Genomic DNA, 16,869 nt, shown 5'->3' on the forward strand with positions numbered 1-16,869 from the left:
GCCGCCGTGCCACGGGTCGGCCGTCCTTTGTGGTGAGTGCGGATTCCCGCCACTCCCGATGCGCCATCATCGAGGGCGCATCGGGAGTGGCGGCGCGGGTTAACCCCGCGCCGCCGGTTGGGCCTAGTAGTGCTCCTCGAAGCGCTTGGCCAGGTCCTCGATGTTCTCCGGCGGCCAGCCGGGCACGTCCATGCCGAGGTGCAGGCCCATGGCGGCGAGCACTTCCTTGATCTCGTTGAGCGACTTGCGGCCGAAGTTCGGGGTGCGCAGCATCTCCGCTTCGGTCTTCTGGATGAGGTCGCCGATATAGACGATGTTGTCGTTCTTGAGGCAGTTGGCCGAGCGGACCGACAGTTCGAGCTCGTCGACCTTCTTGAGCAGGGCCGGGTTGAAGGGCAGCTGCGGCGCCAGCGGCGCGGCCTCTTCCTTGCGGGGCTCCTCGAAGTTGACGAAGATCTGGAGCTGGTCCTGGATGATGCGGGCGGCGTACGCCAGCGCATCCTCGGGCGAGACCGCACCGTTGGTCTCGACCGTCATGGTCAGCTTGTCCTTGTCGAGATCCTGGCCCTCGCGGGTGTTCTCGATGCGGTAGGACACCTTGGTGACCGGCGAGAACAGCGCGTCGACCGGGATCAGGCCGATCGGCGCATCCTCGGGCCGGTTGCGCTCGGCCGGGACGTAGCCCTTGCCGGCCGACACGGTGAACTCCATGCGGATCTCGGCCCCGTCGTCCAGGGTGCAGAGCACCAGGTCGGGGTTGAGGATCTGCACGTCGCCGACCGTCGCGATGTCGCCGGCAGTGACGAGGCCCGGGCCGGTCTTGCGCAGGGTCATGCGCTTCGGGGTGTCGCTCGACGAGCGGATCGCGATCGTCTTGATGTTGAGGACGATGTCGGTGACGTCCTCGCGCACGCCAGGAATCGACGAGAACTCGTGCAGCACGCCGTCGATATGCACGGAGGTGACGGCCGCGCCCTGGAGCGAGGAGAGGAGCACACGGCGCAGGGAATTGCCGAGGGTGGTGCCGAAGCCGCGCTCCAGCGGCTCGGCCACCACGGTGGCGATCCGCTTCGGGTCGTGCCCGGGGGTGACCTCGAGCTTGTTCGGCTTGATCAGCTCTTGCCAGTTCTTCTGAATGACCACGTTCGCACCTCTCGCCAACTTACACCGGGGCAACCCCGAAGGGCCCCTCCCCTCGCGGTCTCTCCCGCGCCCGGGAGACACCGCCGTCCTGATCTCTCACACGGTCGAAGCAGGGGCGGTCAGGACGCCGCGCTCCACTGCTCCGGGACCCAGGCGAAGCCGGCGCCGTCGCGCCGGACCCTGCCGAGGGCCGGAAACTCGAGATGCATCCCGGCGACCAGGAGGCGGTCGGCCGCCGCCCGGTCGAGGATGCGCTTGCGCGTGGCGGCTGCCATCGCGCCGTCCACGTCAAAGGACAGGGTCGCCTCTGCCTTGGCGAACTGGATCGCCGGCATGTGCACCACGTCGCCCCAGATCAGCAGGCTCGTATCGCCCGACTCGATCCGGTAGGCGGTGTGGCCGGGCGTGTGGCCGGGCGCCAGGATCGCCTCGATTCCCGGCAGCACCTCGCCCTCGCCCGCCCGGCGGATCCGGTCGCCGTACGCCGCCACGAGCGCGTGGGCGCGGCGGAAGCCGGCCCTCGCCGATTCAGGCGCCCGCGCCTCGGCCCCGTCGGCGAGCCAGTAGGCGGCCTCGTCCTCCGGGATCACCACCTCGGCATTCGAGTAGAGCGCAGCGCCGTCCGGTCCCATCAGCCCACCGATATGATCGGAATGCAGGTGGGTCACCAGGACGGTACCGATCGCCTCCGGTGCCACGCCGCAGGCGGCAAGGGCCTTCGGCAAATGCCCGAGCGAAGCGGGACCGCCTGCGCCCATCCCGGCATCGACCAGGACCGGAGCCGGTCCGCCGAGGATCAGGAAGGCATTGACGGTGATCCGCGGGGCGTCCGGCGAACGGAAGCCCTCGACCTGGAGCCGGCCGGCCTCGTCGGCGGGGATGCCCCGCACCAGCCCGATCGACGCGTCGAGATGACCGTCGTTGAGGGCGACCACAACGCGATTGCCCAGCGTCCAGGGGAGGACGCCGGGCCGGACGCTATCGGCGGTGAAGGGGTTCGACACGCAATCCTCTTCGCGGACCGTCGGCCGGGAGGCCTCTGGCGAAGCCTCCCGGCCGGTGGACGATCAGACGCGGCGGCGCTTGCGCGGGCGGCAGCCGTTATGCGGGATCGGGGTCACGTCGCGGATCGACGTCACCGTGAAACCCGCCGCCTGGAGCGCGCGCAGAGCCGACTCGCGGCCCGAGCCGGGGCCCGAGACCTCGACCTCGAGGGTGCGCATGCCGTGCTCGGCGGCCTTGCGGCCGGCATCCTCGGCCGCGACCTGAGCGGCGTAGGGAGTCGACTTGCGGGAGCCCTTGAAGCCCATGGCGCCGGCGGACGACCACGAGATCGTGTTGCCCTGGGCGTCCGTGATGGTGATCATCGTGTTGTTGAACGAGGCGTTCACGTGAGCGACGCCCGACACGATGTTCTTGCGTTCGCGACGACGGACGCGGGTTGCTTCCTTGGCCATACTGTCTTTCGATCCTTCAGGCGCGCCCGTGGTGCCAGGCGCTCGGGACGTCTCTTACGAGTCGCTGTGGCGGCGCTCGCGCGCCGCCGGTGTCGGGCGAGACCGGAGACCGGCCCCGCCGATCTCTTAACCCGACGCGGCTTACTTCTTCTTGCCGGCGATCGGCTTTGCCTTGCCCTTGCGGGTGCGGGCGTTGGTGTGGGTGCGCTGGCCGCGGACCGGCAGGCCGCGACGGTGACGCAGGCCGCGGTAGCAGCCGAGATCCATCAGGCGCTTGATGTTCATCGCGACTTCGCGGCGCAGGTCGCCCTCGACGACGTAGTCGCGGTCGATCGTCTCGCGGATCTGCAGCACCTCGGCGTCGGTGAGCTGGTTCACGCGACGCTCGGCCGGGATACCGACCTTCTCGGTGATCTCCTCGGCCTTCTTGGCACCGATGCCGTGGATGTACTGGAGCGCGATGACGACGCGCTTGTTGGTCGGGATGTTGACGCCGGCGATACGGGCCATGGTGTTCCTGCTCTCCATCGCGCCCAGGGCATCATGCCCGGACGGCTGTTCGTCTGGTGTCGCGCGCGTCCGGTGGAGGCCGGCCCCTGCACGCTCGTCCCGACGGCAAATCGGCCCGGAGCGGCCTCCAGAGAGGCACGCCGGGCCGTCCGGGTCTGAACGAAGGAGCGCCCACTAGCGCGGGCGCAATCTCTTGTCAACTCGCAGCCGGCGTCAAACCGACACGGTCTGGAACGGGGCAAGCAGCGTCTCGAGCTGCTTGGTCACCTCGTCGATCGGCGCCATGCCGTCGACCTGGCGCAGCAGGCCGGTACCGGCATAATGCGCCGAGAGCGGCGCGGTCTGGGTGCGGTAGGCTTCGAGCCGGGTCTTGAACACCTCCGGCGTGTCGTCCTTGCGCACCGGCTCGCCGCGGGCCTCGGTCTCTGCGGCACGCTTGGCGATGCGCCCGACGAGGGCGTCCTCGTCGACCCTGAACTCGACCACCGCGTCGAGCGCCAAGCCCTTCTCGGCCAGCATCGTCTCGAGGGCGACGGCCTGGGCCACCGTGCGGGGGAAGCCGTCGAGGATGAAGCCGCCGCGGGCGTCCTTCTCCTCGATCCGGTCGGCGACGATGCCGATCACGATGTCGTCGGAGACGAGCGCGCCGCTCTCCATCAGGGCCTTGGCCTTGAGGCCGACCGGCGTGCCGGCCGCCACCGCGGCCCGCAGCATGTCGCCGGTCGAGAGCTGCGGGATTCCGAACCGCTCGACGATCCGCGCCGATTGGGTGCCTTTCCCGGCGCCGGGCGGGCCGAGCAGAATGATCCGCATAACCTGTCACTCCCCTCCACCGCATCCCACACGGGATCCTTCGTCCCGGGGCGCGGCCTCTGTCTGCTTGTTGTAGCCCGGGACCCTGTCCGGCCGGAATCCGACCATGCGCCAAGGCCCTGCCCCGACGCAAGGGCGCCGGGCCGGTTGTATCCGGCCCGGCTGGCACATCGCTTGCGTTGTCCTCAGCGCCGGCGAGCGCCGCGCAGCTTCGCCTTCTTCACCAGGCCCTCGTACTGGTGCGCCAGCAGATGGCCGTGGACCTGCGCCACCGTGTCCATGGTCACCGAGACCACGATCAGCAGCGACGTGCCGCCGAAGTAGAACGGCAGCGAAGCGTAGGAGACCAGGATTTCCGGGATGAGGCAGATCACCGTCAGGTACGCGGCGCCGATCACCGTGATCCGCGACAGCACCTTGTCGATGAACTCGGCGGTGCGCTCGCCCGGCCGGATGCCCGGAATGAAGCCGCCATGCTTCTTCAGGTTGTCCGCCGTCTCCTGCGGGTTGAACACCACGGCGGTGTAGAAGAAGGCGAAGAAGATGATCAGGGCGGCGTAGAGCAGCATGTAGAGCGGCCGGCCGTGGCCGAGATAGGTCGCCATGGTGGCGATGATCCCGGTGCCGTTCGGATCGGTCTGGAAGCTCGCCGCGGTGGCCGGGAGCAGGAGCAGCGACGAGGCGAAGATCGGCGGGATGACGCCCGAGGTGTTGAGCTTGAGCGGCAGGAACGAGGTCTGGCCCTCGTACATCCGGTTGCCGACCTGGCGCTTGGGGTAGTTGATCAGGAGGCGGCGCTGGGCGCGCTCCATGAACACGATGAAGTAGACGACGGCGGCGGCCATCACCACGACGCCGAGGATCACCACGGTCGAGAGCGCGCCCTGGCGGCCGAGCTCCAGGGTGCCGGCGATCGCCTGCGGCAGGTGCGCGACGATGCCCGCGAAGATGATGAGCGAGGAGCCATTGCCGATGCCGCGCGAGGTGATCTGCTCGCCGATCCACATCAGGAACAGCGTACCGCCGGTCAGCGTGATGACGGTCGAGACCAGGAAGAACGGCCCGGGATCCTGAACGATGCCGCCGGAGCTCTGCAACCCGACCGCGATGCCCCAGGCCTGGAAGATCGCCAGCACCACCGTGAGGTAGCGCGTGTACTGGTTGAGCACCTTGCGGCCCGACTCGCCCTCCTTCTTCAGCGCCTCGAGCGACGGCACCACCGAGGTGAGCAGCTGCACGATGATCGACGCCGAGATGTACGGCATGATGTTGAGCGCGAAGATCGCCATGCGCTCGACGGCACCGCCGGAGAACATGTTGAACAGGCCGAGCACGCCGCCCTGGGCATTGGCGAAGCTCTGGCGCAAGGCGTCGGGATCGATGCCGGGCAGCGGGATGTAGGTCCCGAGCCGGTAGACGATCAGGGCGCCAAGCGTGAACCAGATGCGCTTCTTGAGTTCTTCGGCCTTGGCGATGGCGCCGAAATTGAGGTTGGCGGCGAGCTGCTCGGCTGCAGAGGCCATGGGTTACGTGTCCTCGGGTCGGGTTCCGCGGCGTCGCGGTCGGGGACGCGCGGAGCGTCCCCCAAAACACGAGCGGCGGCCTCGCGCTGGAAGCACGGGCCGCCGCCGATGATCGGTGACTTAAAGTGTGGCTTACGCCGACGCAACAGCCTCGTCGGCGGTCGCGAGCGACTGGGTCACCGAGCCGCCGGCCTTCTCGATCGCCTCGACGGCCGACTTGGACGCGCGGGAAACCTGGAAGGTCAGCTTGGCGGTCAGCTCGCCGACGCCGAGGATCTTCACGCCGTCGCGGGCCTTGGAGACCACGCCGGCGGCGATCAGCGCCTCGAGGGTCACGGGCGCCGAGCCGTCCAGACGGCCGGCATCGACGGCTTCCTGGATGCGCCCGATATTGACCGCGTTGAGATCGGTCGCGCCCGGGTTGTTGAAGCCGCGCTTGGGCAGGCGACGATGGAGCGGCATCTGGCCGCCCTCGAAGCCCTTGATGGCGACGCCGGAGCGCGCCTTCTGACCCTTCACGCCGCGGCCGCCGGTCTTGCCCTTGCCGGAGCCGATACCACGGCCGACGCGCATCCGATTCTTGGTTGCGCCTTCGTTGTCACGGATTTCGTTGAGCTTCATGATGCCCTCCTCACGCCGCGTCGTCGAGAACGCGCACGAGGTGATGCACCTTCGCGATCATGCCGCGGACAGACGGGGTGTCCTCGAGCGTGGCGATGCGGTGCATCTTGTTCAGCTTCAGGCCGATCAGCGTCTGACGCTGGCTGGCCTCGCGGCGGATCGGCGAGCCGATCTGCTGCACGCGGACGGTCTTCTCAGCCATCTCGTGCCTCCCTTACGCTGCGTCGGCGGAATCGGCCGAGGGGGCCGAATCGGCGTCGCGACGACGGGCCTGCAGGGCCGAAACCTTGAGACCGCGGCGGGCCGCGACCGAACGGGGCGAATCCTCGTTCTTGAGCGCGTCGAAAGTGGCGCGCACGAGGTTGTAGGGGTTCGAGGAGCCGAGCGACTTCGCCACGACGTCCTGCATGCCTAAGGTCTCGAAGACGGCGCGCATCGGGCCGCCGGCGATGATGCCGGTACCGGCAGGAGCCGCTCGCAGGATGACCTTGCCGGCGCCGTGACGGCCCTGCACGTCGTGGTGCAGCGTGCGGCCCTCGCGGAGCGCCACGCGGACGAGACCGCGCTTGGCGGCTTCCGTCGCCTTGCGGATGGCCTCGGGAACCTCACGGGCCTTGCCGTGACCGAAACCGACGCGACCCTTCTGGTCGCCGACGACGACGAGGGCAGCGAAGCCGAAGCGACGGCCGCCCTTCACCACCTTGGCGACGCGGTTGATGTGGACGAGCTTGTCCACGAACTCGCTGTCGCGCTCCTCGCGGTCGTCGCGGCGACGACCCTCACGCTCACGTGCCATGTGTATTGTCCATCGACTGACGCGGGCGGCGGTCCCGCTCGCTGTGTGTCATTCCGCCGTCAATGAGAGAGGGAGCCTCATCGGCCCCCTCGCCTCATGGGACATCGTGCCGATCCCGAAGGGGCGGCGCTGAACCAGCGCCCTCCCCTCTTACGGATCAGAAGTCCAGGCCGCCCTCGCGGGCCGCGTCGGCCAGGGCCTTGACCCGGCCGTGATAGAGGTAGCCCGAGCGGTCGAAGATCACCTGGGTGACCCCGGCCGCCTTGGCGCGCTCCGCCACCAGCTTGCCGACCTCGGTCGCGGCGGCCTTGTCGGCGCCGGTCTTGAGGCGGGCCCGCAGGTCCTTGTCGAGACTCGAGGCGGCGGCCAGCGTGTGGCCGGTCGCATCGTCGATGACCTGGACGTAGATCTGCTTGGAGGAGCGGAACACCGAGAGCCGCGGACGACCGTTGGCCGCCTTGCGGATCGCCCGCCGGACGCGCGCGCGGCGCCGATCGAGCAGTTCGATTTTGCGAGACATCCGGCGGTCCTTACTTCTTCTTGCCTTCCTTGCGGAAGATGAACTCGCCGGCGTACTTCACGCCCTTGCCCTTGTAGGGCTCGGGGCCGCGATAGTCGCGGATTTCCGCCGCGACCTGGCCGACGCGCTGCTTGTCGATGCCGGTGACGACGATCTCGACCGGCTTCGGCGTCGCGATCGTGATCCCCTCGGGGATCGCGTACTCGACGTCGTGGCTGTAACCGAGCGACAGCTTGAGAACCTTGCCGGCGACGGCGGCGCGGTAACCGACGCCGCTGATCTCCAGCTTCTTCTCGTAGCCCTTGGTCACCCCCTCGACCAGGTTCGACACCTGGGCGCGGGAGAGGCCCCACATCGCGCGGGCCTCCTTGGTCTGCGACCGGGGCTGGACCGAGATCGCGCCGTTCTCCTGGGTCACCGACACCTGGTCGGGAACGCGGAAGCTCAGCTCGCCCTTCTGGCCCTTGATCTTGACGTTCTGGCCGTCGACGGTGGCGGTCACGCCGGCCGGGACGGTCACGGGCTTCTTGCCTACGCGGGACATGCTCGTCTTTCCTTTTCGGCTGTCAGGGTCTGCAGGTCAGAAGACCTTGCAGAGCACCTCGCCGCCGACGTTGCGCTCGCGCGCCTCGTGGTCGGCCATGACGCCCTGAGGGGTGGAGACGATGGTGATGCCCAGGCCGTCGGCGACGCGCGGCAGGGTATCGACCGACGAGTAGACCCGGCGGCCCGGCTTGGAGACGCGCTCGATCGAGCGGATCACCGGCTGGCCGTCGAAGTACTTGAGCTCGATGGCGAACTCGGTGCGCCCGTTGCCGTAATCGGTCGTGGCGTAGTCGCGGATGTAACCCTCGGACTTCAGCACGTCGAGGACGCGGGCCCGCAGCTTGGAGCCGGGGGTCTGCACGACATTGCGACGACGCATCTGGCCGTTGCGGATGCGGGTGAGCATATCGCCCACGGGATCGTTGATCATCTGTGGCGCGCTCCCCTTACCAGCTGGACTTGACCAGGCCGGGGATCAGACCCCGAGACCCCAGGTCGCGCAGGGCGACGCGGGAGATGCCGAGCTTGCGGTAGTAAGCCCGGGGACGGCCGGTCATCTCGCAGCGGTTGCGGATGCGGGTCGCGCTGGAGTTGCGGGGCAGCTCCGCCAGCTTGAGGCGCGCCTCGAAGCGCTCCTCCATCGACAGCGACTCGTCGTTGGCGGTCGCCAGCAGCGCCTCGCGCTTCGGCGCGTAGCGCTTCACGAGCTCCCGCCGCTGCTTGTTCTTCTCGATCTTGCTCGTCTTAGCCATGTTCTAGCTCTCCAGTGTCCGCGTATGGGGGCGGTGAGCCCTCACTGCCGGAACGGGAAGTTGAAGTGCTTCAGGAGCGCCCGGGCCTCGGCATCGGTCTTGGCGGTGGTCGCCACGACGATGTCCATGCCCCAGGTGTTCTGGGCCTTGTCGTAGTTGATCTCGGGGAACACCAGGTGCTCCTTGATCCCGAGGGCGTAGTTGCCGCGGCCGTCGAACGACTTCGGGTTCAGGCCGCGGAAGTCACGCACGCGCGGCAGCGCGATGGTGATCAGGCGGTCCATGAACTCGTACATCCGCTGCTTGCGCAGCGTGACCTTGCAGCCGATCGGCATGTTTTCGCGGACCTTGAAGGTCGCGATCGCCTTGCGGGCCCGGGTGATGACCGGCTTCTGGCCGACGATCAGGCCGAGATCCTCGGCCGCCACGGTGGCCTTCTTGGAGTCCTGGGTCGACTCGCCGACGCCCATGTTGACGACGATCTTCTCGATCGCCGGCACCTGCATCGGGTTGGTGTAGCCGAACTCTTCGATCAGCTTCGGACGCACCACTTCCTCGTAGTGCTTCTTGAGCCGCGGGGTGTACCCGTCCTTCAGATCCTCAGCCATCGATCAGATCTCCCGAGCGCTTCGCGAAGCGAACCTTGCGCCCGTCTTCCAGAATGCGAAAACCAACCCGGGTGGGCATGCCGTCCTTGGGGTCGGCGACCGCCAGGTTCGACAGGTGGATCGCCGCCTCCTTGGAGATGATCCCGCCCTCGGAGGTCTGGGTCTGGCGCGTGTGGCGCTTGACCATGTTGATCCCCCGGACCAGGGCCCGATCTTCCTTCGGCATCACCTGGATGACCTCGCCGGTGCGACCCTTGTCGCGGCCGGTCAGGACGACGACCTTGTCGCCCTTCTTCACCTTCGCAGCCATTACAGCACCTCCGGCGCCAGCGAGATGATCTTCATGTGGTTGCGAGCACGCAGCTCGCGCGGCACGGGTCCAAAGATACGCGTACCGATCGGCTCCTTCTGGTTGTTGATCAGCACGGCCGCGTTGCGGTCGAAGCGGATCACCGAACCGTCGGCCCGACGGACGTCCTTGGCGGTGCGAACGACGACCGCCTTCATGACGTCGCCCTTCTTCACGCGGCCCCGCGGAATAGCCTCCTTCACCGACACCACGATGATGTCGCCGACGCCGGCATACTTGCGCTTGGAACCGCCGAGCACCTTGATGCACATCACGCGACGTGCGCCGGAATTGTCGGCGACGTCCAGATTCGTCTGCATCTGGATCACGGCCTAACGCCCTTTCCTTGTTTCAGGCAGGTCTCCGTCGGGCACGATTGCCCGGCGGACGGCAGCCTGATGGGGATCTCGCGTCCCCGTCCATTAAAAGACCGCGCAGCAACGCGATTGCCTCGCGCTGGCGCGGTCAACGAACGCAATGAGGAGCGTCACACGCCCTTCATGTTTCGGTGGAGGCCGGCCGATTACACCGGATCGGCTCTCATGGCAAGGCACCGAGGCACCGAAAGGCGCTCGGTCCTGAGCCCGGCGAGAGGGGCGCCCAGGAGGCGCCCCGTCTTACGCCTCGGCGGTCGCGACGGCCTCGCCCTCGACCAGCTTCCAGGTCTTGAGCTTGGAATAGGGCCGCGACTCCTCGATGAACACCTGCTGGCCGACCTTGGCCACGTTGTTCTCGTCGTGGGCGTGGTAGTTCTTCGACCGGCGGATGGTCTTCTTCATCACCGGATGGGTGAAGCGACGCTCCACCTTCACGACGACGGTCTTGTCCTGCTTGTCGCTGACGACGACGCCCTGCAGCACGCGCTTCGGCATGGTCCTAGACTCCCTTAGCCCTGTGCCGCCTGCAGCGTCTTCTGGCGCTGCAGCGTGCGGACGCGGGCGATGTCGCGGCGCACTTCGCGCACCCGGGCGACGTTCTCGAGCTGACCCGTGGCCCGCTGGAAGCGCAGGTTGAACTGCTCCTTCTTCAGGTTCAGGAGCTCGTCGCCGAGCTGATCCGGCGACAGCGCGCTCAGGTCAGACAGCCTCTGGCTCGACTTCATCTCGAATATTCTCCTCAGTCGGCGATGCGCTGGATGAAGCGCGTGCGGACCGGCAGCTTGGCGGCACCCAGGCGCAAAGCCTCGCGGGCGATGTCCTCGGCCACGCCGTCGATCTCGAACATGATGCGGCCCGGATGCACGCGGGCGGCCCAATACTCGGGCGCGCCCTTGCCGGAGCCCATGCGGACCTCGGTCGGCTTCGCGGTCACGGGGACGTCGGGGAAGATCCGGATCCAGACCCGGCCCTGACGCTTCATCTCGCGGGTGATCGCGCGGCGGGCCGCCTCGATCTGACGCGCGGTGATCCGCTCCGGCTCCATGGCCTTGAGGCCGTAGGAGCCGAAGTTCAGATCGGTTCCGCCCTTCGCGAAGCCGTGGATGCGGCCCTTGAACTGCTTGCGGAACTTCGTCTTCTTGGGTTGCAGCATGGCAGCCTCTCAAAACTGAAGGGCGGGGGAAGCGCGGCCCTTAGGCCGCGTCCCGTCCGCCGCGCTCGCCGCGCTCGCGGTCACGACGTCCGCCGGAACGGCCGCCCTCCTCGTGCGCGCGCTTGTCCTGGGCCATCGGGTCGTGTTCGAGGATCTCGCCCTTGAACACCCACACCTTGATGCCGCAGGTCCCGTAGGTGGTGAACGCCGTGGCCGTGCCGTAATCGACGTCGGCCCGCAGGGTATGCAGGGGCACGCGACCCTCGCGGTACCATTCGAGCCGGGCGATCTCGGCGCCGCCGAGGCGACCGGAGCAGTTGATGCGGATGCCCTCGGCGCCCAGACGCATCGCCGACTGCACGGCGCGCTTCATGGCGCGACGGAAGGCGACGCGACGCTCGAGCTGCTGGGCGATCGAGTCGGCCACCAGGGTGGCGTCGATCTCGGGCTTGCGCACCTCGACGATGTTGATGGTCACGTCGGCCTTGGTCATCGAGTTGACGAGCTTGCGCAGCTTCTCGATGTCCGCACCCTTCTTGCCGATCACCACGCCCGGGCGACCCGAGTGGATGGTGACGCGGCACTTCTTGTGCGGGCGCTCGATGACGATCTTGGAGACCGCGGCCTGCTTGAGCTGCTTGAGCAGCGCTTTGCGGATCGCGACGTCCTCGTGCATCAGGCGCGCGTACTCGCCCTTGTTGGCGTACCAGCGCGAGTCCCAGGTCCGGTTGATGCCGAGACGCAGACCGATCGGATTGACTTTCTGACCCATCGATCCCTCCTCAGGCGGCTTCGGCCGGGACTTCGCGCACCACGATGGTGAGGTTCGCGAACGGCTTCAGGATGCGGGCGCCACGGCCGCGGGCGCGGGCGTGGAAGCGCTTCAGGACGAGCGCCTTGCCGACATAGGCCTCCTTCACGACGAGATCGTCCACGTCCAGGTCGTGGTTGTTCTCGGCGTTGGCGATGGCGCTCTCGAGGCACTTGCGGACGTCGACCGCGATCCGCTTGCGCGAGAACTGCAGGTCGGCGAGCGCGGTCGAGACCTTCTTGCCGCGGATGAGCTGAGCCACGAGGTTCAGCTTCTGCGGGCTGACGCGCAGCATGCGCGCCACGGCCTTGGCCTCGTTCTCGGGGAGCGCGCGGGGTGCTGCTGCCTTGCCCATCTTAGCGCCTCTTCGCCTTCTTGTCGGCCGCGTGACCGTGGAAGGTGCGGGTCGGCGAGAACTCGCCGAACTTGTGACCGACCATTTCCTCGGAGACGTAGACCGGAATGTGCTTCTGCCCGTTGTAGACCCCGAAGGTCAGGCCAACGAAATGCGGAAGGATCGTGGAGCGACGGCTCCAGATCTTGATCACCTCGTTGCGGCTCGCGCCGCGCGCGGCGTCCGCCTTCTTGAGGAGGTAGCCGTCGATGAACGGCCCCTTCCAGATTGAACGTGCCATGGGACGACGCCCTTACTTCTTGCGGTTGTGGCGGCTCGACACGATGAACGTGTCGGTGCGCTTGTTCGAGCGGGTCTTCTTGCCCTTGGTGGGGACACCCCACGGCGTGACCGGATGACGACCGCCCGACGTACGACCCTCGCCGCCGCCGTGCGGGTGGTCGACCGGGTTCATCGCGACGCCGCGGTTGTGCGGGCGCTTGCCGAGCCAGCGATTCCGACCGGCCTTGCCGAGCGAGATGTTCATGTGGTCGGGGTTCGAGACCGCGCCCACGCTGGCGTAGCACTGACCGTGCACCAGGCGCTGCTCGCCCGAGTTCAGGCGCAGCGTGACGTAGCCCTGGTCGCGGCCGACGATCTGGGCGTAGTTGCCCGCGGACCGGGCGATCGCCCCGCCCTTGCCGATCTTCAGCTCGACGTTGTGCACGATCGTGCCGACCGGCATGTTGCCGAGCGGCATGGCGTTGCCGGGCTTGATGTCGACCTGCTCGCCCGACACCACCTTGTCGCCGGCCTTCACGCGCTGCGGCGCGAGGATGTAGCTCTGCGCCCCACCCTCGTAGGACACCAGCGCGATGAACGCCGTACGGTTCGGATCGTACTCGATCCGCTCGACGGTGCCGACCTTGCCGGCGTGCTCACGCCGCTTGAAGTCGATGTTGCGCAGGGTCCGCTTGTGACCACCGCCGCGAAAGCGGACGGTGATGCGGCCGAGGTTGTTGCGGCCGCCGGTGGACGACTTGCCCACCGTCAGCGACTTGACCGGCTTGCCCTTGTAGAGTTCCGAACGGTCCACGATCACGAGCTGGCGAAGGCTCGGCGTGACCGGCTTGAATGTCTTCAAAGCCATTGGCTTGTTCCTTTACGCCGTTCCCCTCAGAGCCCGGTCGTGACGTCGATGCTCTGACCCTCTTCGAGGGTCACGATCGCCTTCTTCACGTCCGAGCGCTGGCCGCGCTGACCGCGGAACATCTTGGCCTTGCCCTTGGTGACGAGCGTGTTGACGCTCTTCACCTTGACCTCGAACAGCTTCTCGACCGCTTCCTTGATCTGCGGCTTCGTCGCCTTCGGGGCCACCCGGAACACAACCTTGTTGAGCTCCGAGAGGTTCGTCGCCTTCTCGGTGATGACCGGGGAGACGATCACGTCGTAGTGGCGCGGATCAGCGCTCATTTGAATCGCGCCTCCAGCGCATCGACGGCGGCGCGGGTCAGCACGAGCTTCTCGCGGCGCAGGATGTCGTAGACGTTGATGCCCTGCACCGGCAGGACGTCGATCTGCGGCAGGTTGCGGGCCGCACGGGCGAAGTTCTGGTCGAGCTCGGCGCCGCCGATGATCAGGGCGTTCGAGAGCGACAGCTTGCCGAACCGCTCCTTGAGCGCCTTGGTCTTGCCCTCGTCGAGGCGGGCATCGTCCATGACGATCAGCTCGGCGCTCTTGACCTTGGCCGAGAGCGCGTGGCGGAGCGCGAGCGCCCGGACCTTCTTGGGCAGGTCGTGGGCGTGCGAGCGGGTGACCGGACCGTGGGCGCGGGCGCCGCCGCGGAACTGCGGGGCCGAGGCCGCGCCGTGACGGGCGTTACCGGTGCCCTTCTGCTTGTACAGCTTCTTGGTCGTACGGGCGATCTCGCCGCGCTGCTTGGTCTGGTGGGTACCAGCCTGGCGCTTGGCGAGCTGCCAGCGGACGCAGCGCTGCAGCAGGTCGGCGCGGGGCTCGAGGCCGAAGATGGCCTCGTCGAGCTCGAGCGAGCCGGCCTCGGCACCGTCGAGCGTGGTGATCTCGAACTTCATCACGCGTTCTCCTCGGTGGCCGGAGCCGCGGGAGCCTCGACCTGGGCCTCGCCGTTGGTCTCCTGCGGAGCCGCGGACTGCTCGCGGAACTTGCCCGGCATCGGCACGTCCGCCGGCAGCTTGCGCTTCACGGCGTCACGGACGAAGATCCAGCCGCCGTCGACACCCGGGACCGAGCCCTCGACGAGGATCAAGCCGCGCTCGACATCGGTGCGCACGACGCGCAGGTTCTGGGTCGTGACCCGCTCGACACCGAGATGGCCCGGCATCTTCTTGTTCTTGAAGGTCTTGCCCGGGTCCTGACGGCCGCCGGTCGAACCGATCGAACGGTGCGAGATCGACACGCCGTGGGTGGCCCGCAGACCGCCGAAGTTCCAGCGCTTCATGCCGCCGGCGAAACCCTTACCGGTGGTCGTGCCCGTCACGTCGACGAACTGACCCTCCAGGAAGTGGTCCGCAGTGATCTCGGCACCGACCGGGATCATCGCGTCCTCGGTGACGCGGAACTCGGCCAGCTTCCGCTTCGGCTCGACCTTCGCGACGGCGAAATGGCCGCGCTGGGCCTTCGTCACGTTCTTGACCTTGGCCTTGCCGACGCCCACCTGGAGCGCGACGTAGCCGTTCTTCTCGACCGTGCGGTGGGCGACCACCTGGCACTGATCGACCTTGAGCACCGTGACCGGAACATGCTCGCCGGCGTCCGTGAAGACGCGGGTCATGCCGACCTTCTGTGCAATGACTCCTGAGCGCATGGTTCTCCCCCGCGCAGCCTAGTGAAGCTCTAAGAACCCGAAGGTCCTCAGAGCTTGATCTCCACGTCGACGCCGGCGGCGAGGTCGAGCTTCATCAGCGCGTCCACGGTCTGAGGCGTCGGATCGACGATGTCGAGCACGCGCTTATGGGTGCGCATCTCGAACTGCTCGCGCGACTTCTTGTCGATGTGGGGCGAGCGGTTGACGGTGAAGCGCTCGATCCGGGTCGGCAGCGGGATCGGCCCGCGCACGGTGGCACCGGTCCGCTTCGCCGTCGAGACGATCTCGCGGGTCGACGAATCCAGGATGCGATGATCGAACGCCTTCAGGCGAATACGGATGTTCTGGCCGTTCATGTGATGTCTACCTCGCGACGGGATGGGGCGGGCACGAGGCCCGCCCCGTCACCTGTCCGCTCGTGGAAGCGCCTGGACGCTTACTCGGTGATGGAGGCGACGACGCCGGCGCCGACGGTGCGGCCGCCCTCGCGGATGGCGAAGCGCAGCTTCTCCTCCATGGCGATCGGAACGATCAGCGTCACGTCCATCGTCACGTTGTCGCCCGGCATCACCATCTCGGTGCCCTCGGGCAGCTGGCACACGCCCGTCACGTCCGTCGTCCGGAAGTAGAACTGAGGACGGTAGTTCGTGAAGAACGGCGTGTGGCGCCCGCCCTCCTCCTTCGTCAGGATGTACGCCTCGGCCTTGAACTTCGTGTGCGGCTTCACCGAACCCGGCTTGCACACAACCTGCCCACGCTCCACGTCCTCGCGCTTGGTGCCGCGCAGGAGAACGCCGACGTTGTCGCCCGCCTGGCCCTGGTCGAGCAGCTTGCGGAACATCTCGACGCCGGTCACCGTCGTCGTCGTCGTCGGGCGGATGCCGACGATCTCCACCGACTCGCCGACCTTCACGATCCCGCGCTCGACCCGGCCCGTCACCACCGTGCCGCGGCCCGAAATCGAGAACACGTCCTCGATCGGCATCAGGAACGGCAGGTCGATCGGACGCTCAGGCTGCGGGATGTAGGCGTCCACCGTCTTCATCAGCTCGAGGATCGCCTCGTGGCCGATCTTCGGCTCGCGGTTCTCCAGCGCGCACAAAGCCGAGCCCTTCGTGATCGGGATGTCGTCGCCCGGGAAGTCGTACTTCGAGAGAAGCTCGCGCACCTCCAGCTCGACCAGCTCGAGGAGCTCCGGATCGTCGACCATGTCGACCTTGTTCATGAACACAACCAGCGCAGGAACGCCGACCTGGCGCGCCAGAAGGATGTGCTCGCGGGTCTGCGGCATCGGGCCGTCGGCCGCCGACACCACCAGGATCGCGCCGTCCATCTGCGCCGCACCCGTGATCATGTTCTTCACGTAGTCGGCGTGCCCGGGGCAGTCGACGTGCGCGTAGTGCCGGTTCGGGGTCTCGTACTCGACGTGCGCCGTCGAGATCGTGATGCCGCGCGCCTTCTCCTCCGGCGCCTTGTCGATCTGGTCGTACGCCGTGAACGTCGCGCCGCCAGACTCGGCCAGGACCTTCGTGATCGCCGCGGTCAGCGAGGTCTTGCCATGGTCAACGTGACCGATGGTGCCGATGTTGCAGTGCGGCTTCGTCCGCGAAAACTTTTCCTTGGCCATCGCCAAAACTCCGTCGATCGAATGCGTGCGGTTTAGTCTTGAGGGGCACCCGCCATGGCGGGCACCGAAGCTAGGAGCAAGCCCGAT

The 16,869-nt window shown here is 67.5% G+C and carries 28 protein-coding genes; all 28 read right to left on the reverse strand.

The window, feature by feature from the left end; genetic code table 11:
- Positions 1 to 123: 123 nt before the first annotated feature.
- Entirely contained in the window at positions 124 to 1,161 is a 1,038-nt protein-coding gene (locus tag HBB12_RS11035) for a DNA-directed RNA polymerase subunit alpha (protein ID WP_206289816.1), read from the reverse strand.
- Positions 1,162 to 1,262: 101 nt separating this feature from the next.
- Positions 1,263 to 2,147: an MBL fold metallo-hydrolase gene (locus HBB12_RS11040; RefSeq protein ID WP_236989393.1), complete on the reverse strand. Its 885-nt coding sequence runs from the start codon at positions 2,145 to 2,147 to the stop codon at positions 1,263 to 1,265.
- A 63-nt stretch (positions 2,148 to 2,210) separates the two neighbouring features.
- Entirely contained in the window at positions 2,211 to 2,600 is a 390-nt protein-coding gene (rpsK, locus tag HBB12_RS11045; RefSeq protein WP_015928609.1) for a 30S ribosomal protein S11, read from the reverse strand.
- A 141-nt stretch (positions 2,601 to 2,741) separates the two neighbouring features.
- Positions 2,742 to 3,110 (reverse strand): 30S ribosomal protein S13, encoded by a 369-nt coding sequence (gene rpsM, locus HBB12_RS11050; protein ID WP_236989394.1) that lies wholly within the window; start codon positions 3,108 to 3,110, stop codon positions 2,742 to 2,744.
- A 213-nt stretch (positions 3,111 to 3,323) separates the two neighbouring features.
- On the reverse strand, positions 3,324 to 3,923 hold the full coding sequence (locus HBB12_RS11055; protein WP_236989395.1) for an adenylate kinase: 600 nt from the start codon (positions 3,921 to 3,923) through the stop codon (positions 3,324 to 3,326).
- A gap of 185 nt (positions 3,924 to 4,108) precedes the next feature.
- Entirely contained in the window at positions 4,109 to 5,446 is a 1,338-nt protein-coding gene (gene secY, locus HBB12_RS11060; RefSeq protein ID WP_236989396.1) for a preprotein translocase subunit SecY, read from the reverse strand.
- A gap of 132 nt (positions 5,447 to 5,578) precedes the next feature.
- Entirely contained in the window at positions 5,579 to 6,067 is a 489-nt protein-coding gene (rplO, locus tag HBB12_RS11065) for a 50S ribosomal protein L15 (protein WP_236989397.1), read from the reverse strand.
- Positions 6,068 to 6,077: 10 nt separating this feature from the next.
- A complete protein-coding gene (gene rpmD / locus HBB12_RS11070; RefSeq protein ID WP_048431924.1) occupies positions 6,078 to 6,269 on the reverse strand; it encodes a 50S ribosomal protein L30 in 192 nt (63 codons plus the stop codon).
- Between the two features lie 12 nt (positions 6,270 to 6,281).
- The gene (gene rpsE, locus HBB12_RS11075; protein ID WP_203157579.1) at positions 6,282 to 6,863 is read right to left on the reverse strand and encodes a 30S ribosomal protein S5; all 582 of its coding nucleotides are present in this window, start codon (positions 6,861 to 6,863) and stop codon (positions 6,282 to 6,284) included.
- Positions 6,864 to 7,020: 157 nt separating this feature from the next.
- Positions 7,021 to 7,383 carry a 50S ribosomal protein L18 gene (rplR, locus tag HBB12_RS11080; RefSeq protein ID WP_048444838.1) on the reverse strand — a complete coding sequence of 121 codons (363 nt, stop codon included), beginning with the start codon at positions 7,381 to 7,383 and terminating at the stop codon, positions 7,021 to 7,023.
- A gap of 10 nt (positions 7,384 to 7,393) precedes the next feature.
- Entirely contained in the window at positions 7,394 to 7,927 is a 534-nt protein-coding gene (gene rplF, locus HBB12_RS11085) for a 50S ribosomal protein L6 (RefSeq protein WP_236989398.1), read from the reverse strand.
- Positions 7,928 to 7,963: 36 nt separating this feature from the next.
- On the reverse strand, positions 7,964 to 8,359 hold the full coding sequence (gene rpsH, locus HBB12_RS11090; protein WP_048425827.1) for a 30S ribosomal protein S8: 396 nt from the start codon (positions 8,357 to 8,359) through the stop codon (positions 7,964 to 7,966).
- Between the two features lie 16 nt (positions 8,360 to 8,375).
- A complete protein-coding gene (gene rpsN, locus HBB12_RS11095; RefSeq protein WP_165085704.1) occupies positions 8,376 to 8,681 on the reverse strand; it encodes a 30S ribosomal protein S14 in 306 nt (101 codons plus the stop codon).
- 41 nt (positions 8,682 to 8,722) lie between these two features.
- Entirely contained in the window at positions 8,723 to 9,289 is a 567-nt protein-coding gene (gene rplE / locus HBB12_RS11100) for a 50S ribosomal protein L5 (protein ID WP_139035990.1), read from the reverse strand.
- A complete protein-coding gene (gene rplX, locus HBB12_RS11105) occupies positions 9,282 to 9,599 on the reverse strand; it encodes a 50S ribosomal protein L24 (RefSeq protein ID WP_236989399.1) in 318 nt (105 codons plus the stop codon). Before rplX ends, rplE begins: the two co-directional genes overlap by 8 nt.
- Positions 9,599 to 9,967: a 50S ribosomal protein L14 gene (gene rplN / locus HBB12_RS11110; RefSeq protein WP_048425823.1), complete on the reverse strand. Its 369-nt coding sequence runs from the start codon at positions 9,965 to 9,967 to the stop codon at positions 9,599 to 9,601. The genes rplX and rplN overlap by 1 nt, the downstream gene beginning before the upstream one ends.
- A 288-nt stretch (positions 9,968 to 10,255) precedes the next feature.
- Positions 10,256 to 10,510: a 30S ribosomal protein S17 gene (gene rpsQ, locus HBB12_RS11115; protein ID WP_139035991.1), complete on the reverse strand. Its 255-nt coding sequence runs from the start codon at positions 10,508 to 10,510 to the stop codon at positions 10,256 to 10,258.
- Between the two features lie 14 nt (positions 10,511 to 10,524).
- Positions 10,525 to 10,740: a 50S ribosomal protein L29 gene (gene rpmC / locus HBB12_RS11120; RefSeq protein WP_236989400.1), complete on the reverse strand. Its 216-nt coding sequence runs from the start codon at positions 10,738 to 10,740 to the stop codon at positions 10,525 to 10,527.
- A gap of 14 nt (positions 10,741 to 10,754) precedes the next feature.
- Positions 10,755 to 11,168 (reverse strand): 50S ribosomal protein L16, encoded by a 414-nt coding sequence (rplP, locus tag HBB12_RS11125; RefSeq protein ID WP_139035992.1) that lies wholly within the window; start codon positions 11,166 to 11,168, stop codon positions 10,755 to 10,757.
- A 40-nt stretch (positions 11,169 to 11,208) separates the two neighbouring features.
- Positions 11,209 to 11,940 (reverse strand): 30S ribosomal protein S3, encoded by a 732-nt coding sequence (gene rpsC, locus HBB12_RS11130; RefSeq protein WP_048431917.1) that lies wholly within the window; start codon positions 11,938 to 11,940, stop codon positions 11,209 to 11,211.
- A gap of 10 nt (positions 11,941 to 11,950) precedes the next feature.
- Positions 11,951 to 12,334 (reverse strand): 50S ribosomal protein L22, encoded by a 384-nt coding sequence (gene rplV / locus HBB12_RS11135; RefSeq protein WP_048431916.1) that lies wholly within the window; start codon positions 12,332 to 12,334, stop codon positions 11,951 to 11,953.
- 1 nt (position 12,335) lies between these two features.
- Positions 12,336 to 12,614 carry a 30S ribosomal protein S19 gene (gene rpsS / locus HBB12_RS11140; protein WP_048425817.1) on the reverse strand — a complete coding sequence of 93 codons (279 nt, stop codon included), beginning with the start codon at positions 12,612 to 12,614 and terminating at the stop codon, positions 12,336 to 12,338.
- Between the two features lie 12 nt (positions 12,615 to 12,626).
- The gene (gene rplB / locus HBB12_RS11145; protein ID WP_203157577.1) at positions 12,627 to 13,463 is read right to left on the reverse strand and encodes a 50S ribosomal protein L2; all 837 of its coding nucleotides are present in this window, start codon (positions 13,461 to 13,463) and stop codon (positions 12,627 to 12,629) included.
- Positions 13,464 to 13,489: 26 nt separating this feature from the next.
- A complete protein-coding gene (locus tag HBB12_RS11150; protein ID WP_236989401.1) occupies positions 13,490 to 13,786 on the reverse strand; it encodes a 50S ribosomal protein L23 in 297 nt (98 codons plus the stop codon).
- Positions 13,783 to 14,403, reverse strand: a complete 621-nt coding sequence (gene rplD / locus HBB12_RS11155) for a 50S ribosomal protein L4 (protein WP_236989402.1) — start codon at positions 14,401 to 14,403, stop codon at positions 13,783 to 13,785. The genes HBB12_RS11150 and rplD overlap by 4 nt, the downstream gene beginning before the upstream one ends.
- Entirely contained in the window at positions 14,403 to 15,155 is a 753-nt protein-coding gene (gene rplC, locus HBB12_RS11160; protein WP_236989403.1) for a 50S ribosomal protein L3, read from the reverse strand. The genes rplD and rplC overlap by 1 nt, the downstream gene beginning before the upstream one ends.
- A gap of 47 nt (positions 15,156 to 15,202) precedes the next feature.
- Positions 15,203 to 15,511 carry a 30S ribosomal protein S10 gene (gene rpsJ / locus HBB12_RS11165; protein ID WP_048465591.1) on the reverse strand — a complete coding sequence of 103 codons (309 nt, stop codon included), beginning with the start codon at positions 15,509 to 15,511 and terminating at the stop codon, positions 15,203 to 15,205.
- A gap of 80 nt (positions 15,512 to 15,591) precedes the next feature.
- The gene (tuf, locus tag HBB12_RS11170; protein ID WP_048437545.1) at positions 15,592 to 16,782 is read right to left on the reverse strand and encodes an elongation factor Tu; all 1,191 of its coding nucleotides are present in this window, start codon (positions 16,780 to 16,782) and stop codon (positions 15,592 to 15,594) included.
- Between the last annotated feature and the right edge of the window lie 87 nt (positions 16,783 to 16,869).

This window comes from Methylobacterium sp. SyP6R (assembly GCF_019216885.1).
In the GTDB taxonomy this organism is placed as follows: Bacteria; Pseudomonadota; Alphaproteobacteria; order Rhizobiales; family Beijerinckiaceae; genus Methylobacterium.

Excerpts from the sequence above, each read along its gene's own strand:
- rpsK (WP_015928609.1), bottom strand. The coding sequence starts at position 2,600 with ATGGCCAAGGAAGCAACCCGCGTCCGTCGTCGCGAACGCAAGAACATC.
- rpsM (WP_236989394.1), bottom strand. The coding sequence starts at position 3,110 with ATGGCCCGTATCGCCGGCGTCAACATCCCGACCAACAAGCGCGTCGTC.
- HBB12_RS11055 (WP_236989395.1), bottom strand. The coding sequence starts at position 3,923 with ATGCGGATCATTCTGCTCGGCCCGCCCGGCGCCGGGAAAGGCACCCAA.
- secY (WP_236989396.1), bottom strand. The coding sequence starts at position 5,446 with ATGGCCTCTGCAGCCGAGCAGCTCGCCGCCAACCTCAATTTCGGCGCC.
- rplO (WP_236989397.1), bottom strand. The coding sequence starts at position 6,067 with ATGAAGCTCAACGAAATCCGTGACAACGAAGGCGCAACCAAGAATCGG.
- rpmD (WP_048431924.1), bottom strand. The coding sequence starts at position 6,269 with ATGGCTGAGAAGACCGTCCGCGTGCAGCAGATCGGCTCGCCGATCCGC.
- rpsE (WP_203157579.1), bottom strand. The coding sequence starts at position 6,863 with ATGGCACGTGAGCGTGAGGGTCGTCGCCGCGACGACCGCGAGGAGCGC.
- rplR (WP_048444838.1), bottom strand. The coding sequence starts at position 7,383 with ATGTCTCGCAAAATCGAACTGCTCGATCGGCGCCGCGCGCGCGTCCGG.
- rplF (WP_236989398.1), bottom strand. The coding sequence starts at position 7,927 with ATGTCCCGCGTAGGCAAGAAGCCCGTGACCGTCCCGGCCGGCGTGACC.
- rpsH (WP_048425827.1), bottom strand. The coding sequence starts at position 8,359 with ATGATCAACGATCCCGTGGGCGATATGCTCACCCGCATCCGCAACGGC.
- rpsN (WP_165085704.1), bottom strand. The coding sequence starts at position 8,681 with ATGGCTAAGACGAGCAAGATCGAGAAGAACAAGCAGCGGCGGGAGCTC.
- rplE (WP_139035990.1), bottom strand. The coding sequence starts at position 9,289 with ATGGCTGAGGATCTGAAGGACGGGTACACCCCGCGGCTCAAGAAGCAC.
- rplX (WP_236989399.1), bottom strand. The coding sequence starts at position 9,599 with ATGGCTGCGAAGGTGAAGAAGGGCGACAAGGTCGTCGTCCTGACCGGC.
- rpsQ (WP_139035991.1), bottom strand. The coding sequence starts at position 10,510 with ATGCCGAAGCGCGTGCTGCAGGGCGTCGTCGTCAGCGACAAGCAGGAC.
- rpmC (WP_236989400.1), bottom strand. The coding sequence starts at position 10,740 with ATGAAGTCGAGCCAGAGGCTGTCTGACCTGAGCGCGCTGTCGCCGGAT.
- rplP (WP_139035992.1), bottom strand. The coding sequence starts at position 11,168 with ATGCTGCAACCCAAGAAGACGAAGTTCCGCAAGCAGTTCAAGGGCCGC.
- rpsC (WP_048431917.1), bottom strand. The coding sequence starts at position 11,940 with ATGGGTCAGAAAGTCAATCCGATCGGTCTGCGTCTCGGCATCAACCGG.
- rplV (WP_048431916.1), bottom strand. The coding sequence starts at position 12,334 with ATGGGCAAGGCAGCAGCACCCCGCGCGCTCCCCGAGAACGAGGCCAAG.
- rpsS (WP_048425817.1), bottom strand. The coding sequence starts at position 12,614 with ATGGCACGTTCAATCTGGAAGGGGCCGTTCATCGACGGCTACCTCCTC.
- rplB (WP_203157577.1), bottom strand. The coding sequence starts at position 13,463 with ATGGCTTTGAAGACATTCAAGCCGGTCACGCCGAGCCTTCGCCAGCTC.
- HBB12_RS11150 (WP_236989401.1), bottom strand. The coding sequence starts at position 13,786 with ATGAGCGCTGATCCGCGCCACTACGACGTGATCGTCTCCCCGGTCATC.
- rplD (WP_236989402.1), bottom strand. The coding sequence starts at position 14,403 with ATGAAGTTCGAGATCACCACGCTCGACGGTGCCGAGGCCGGCTCGCTC.
- rplC (WP_236989403.1), bottom strand. The coding sequence starts at position 15,155 with ATGCGCTCAGGAGTCATTGCACAGAAGGTCGGCATGACCCGCGTCTTC.
- rpsJ (WP_048465591.1), bottom strand. The coding sequence starts at position 15,511 with ATGAACGGCCAGAACATCCGTATTCGCCTGAAGGCGTTCGATCATCGC.
- tuf (WP_048437545.1), bottom strand. The coding sequence starts at position 16,782 with ATGGCCAAGGAAAAGTTTTCGCGGACGAAGCCGCACTGCAACATCGGC.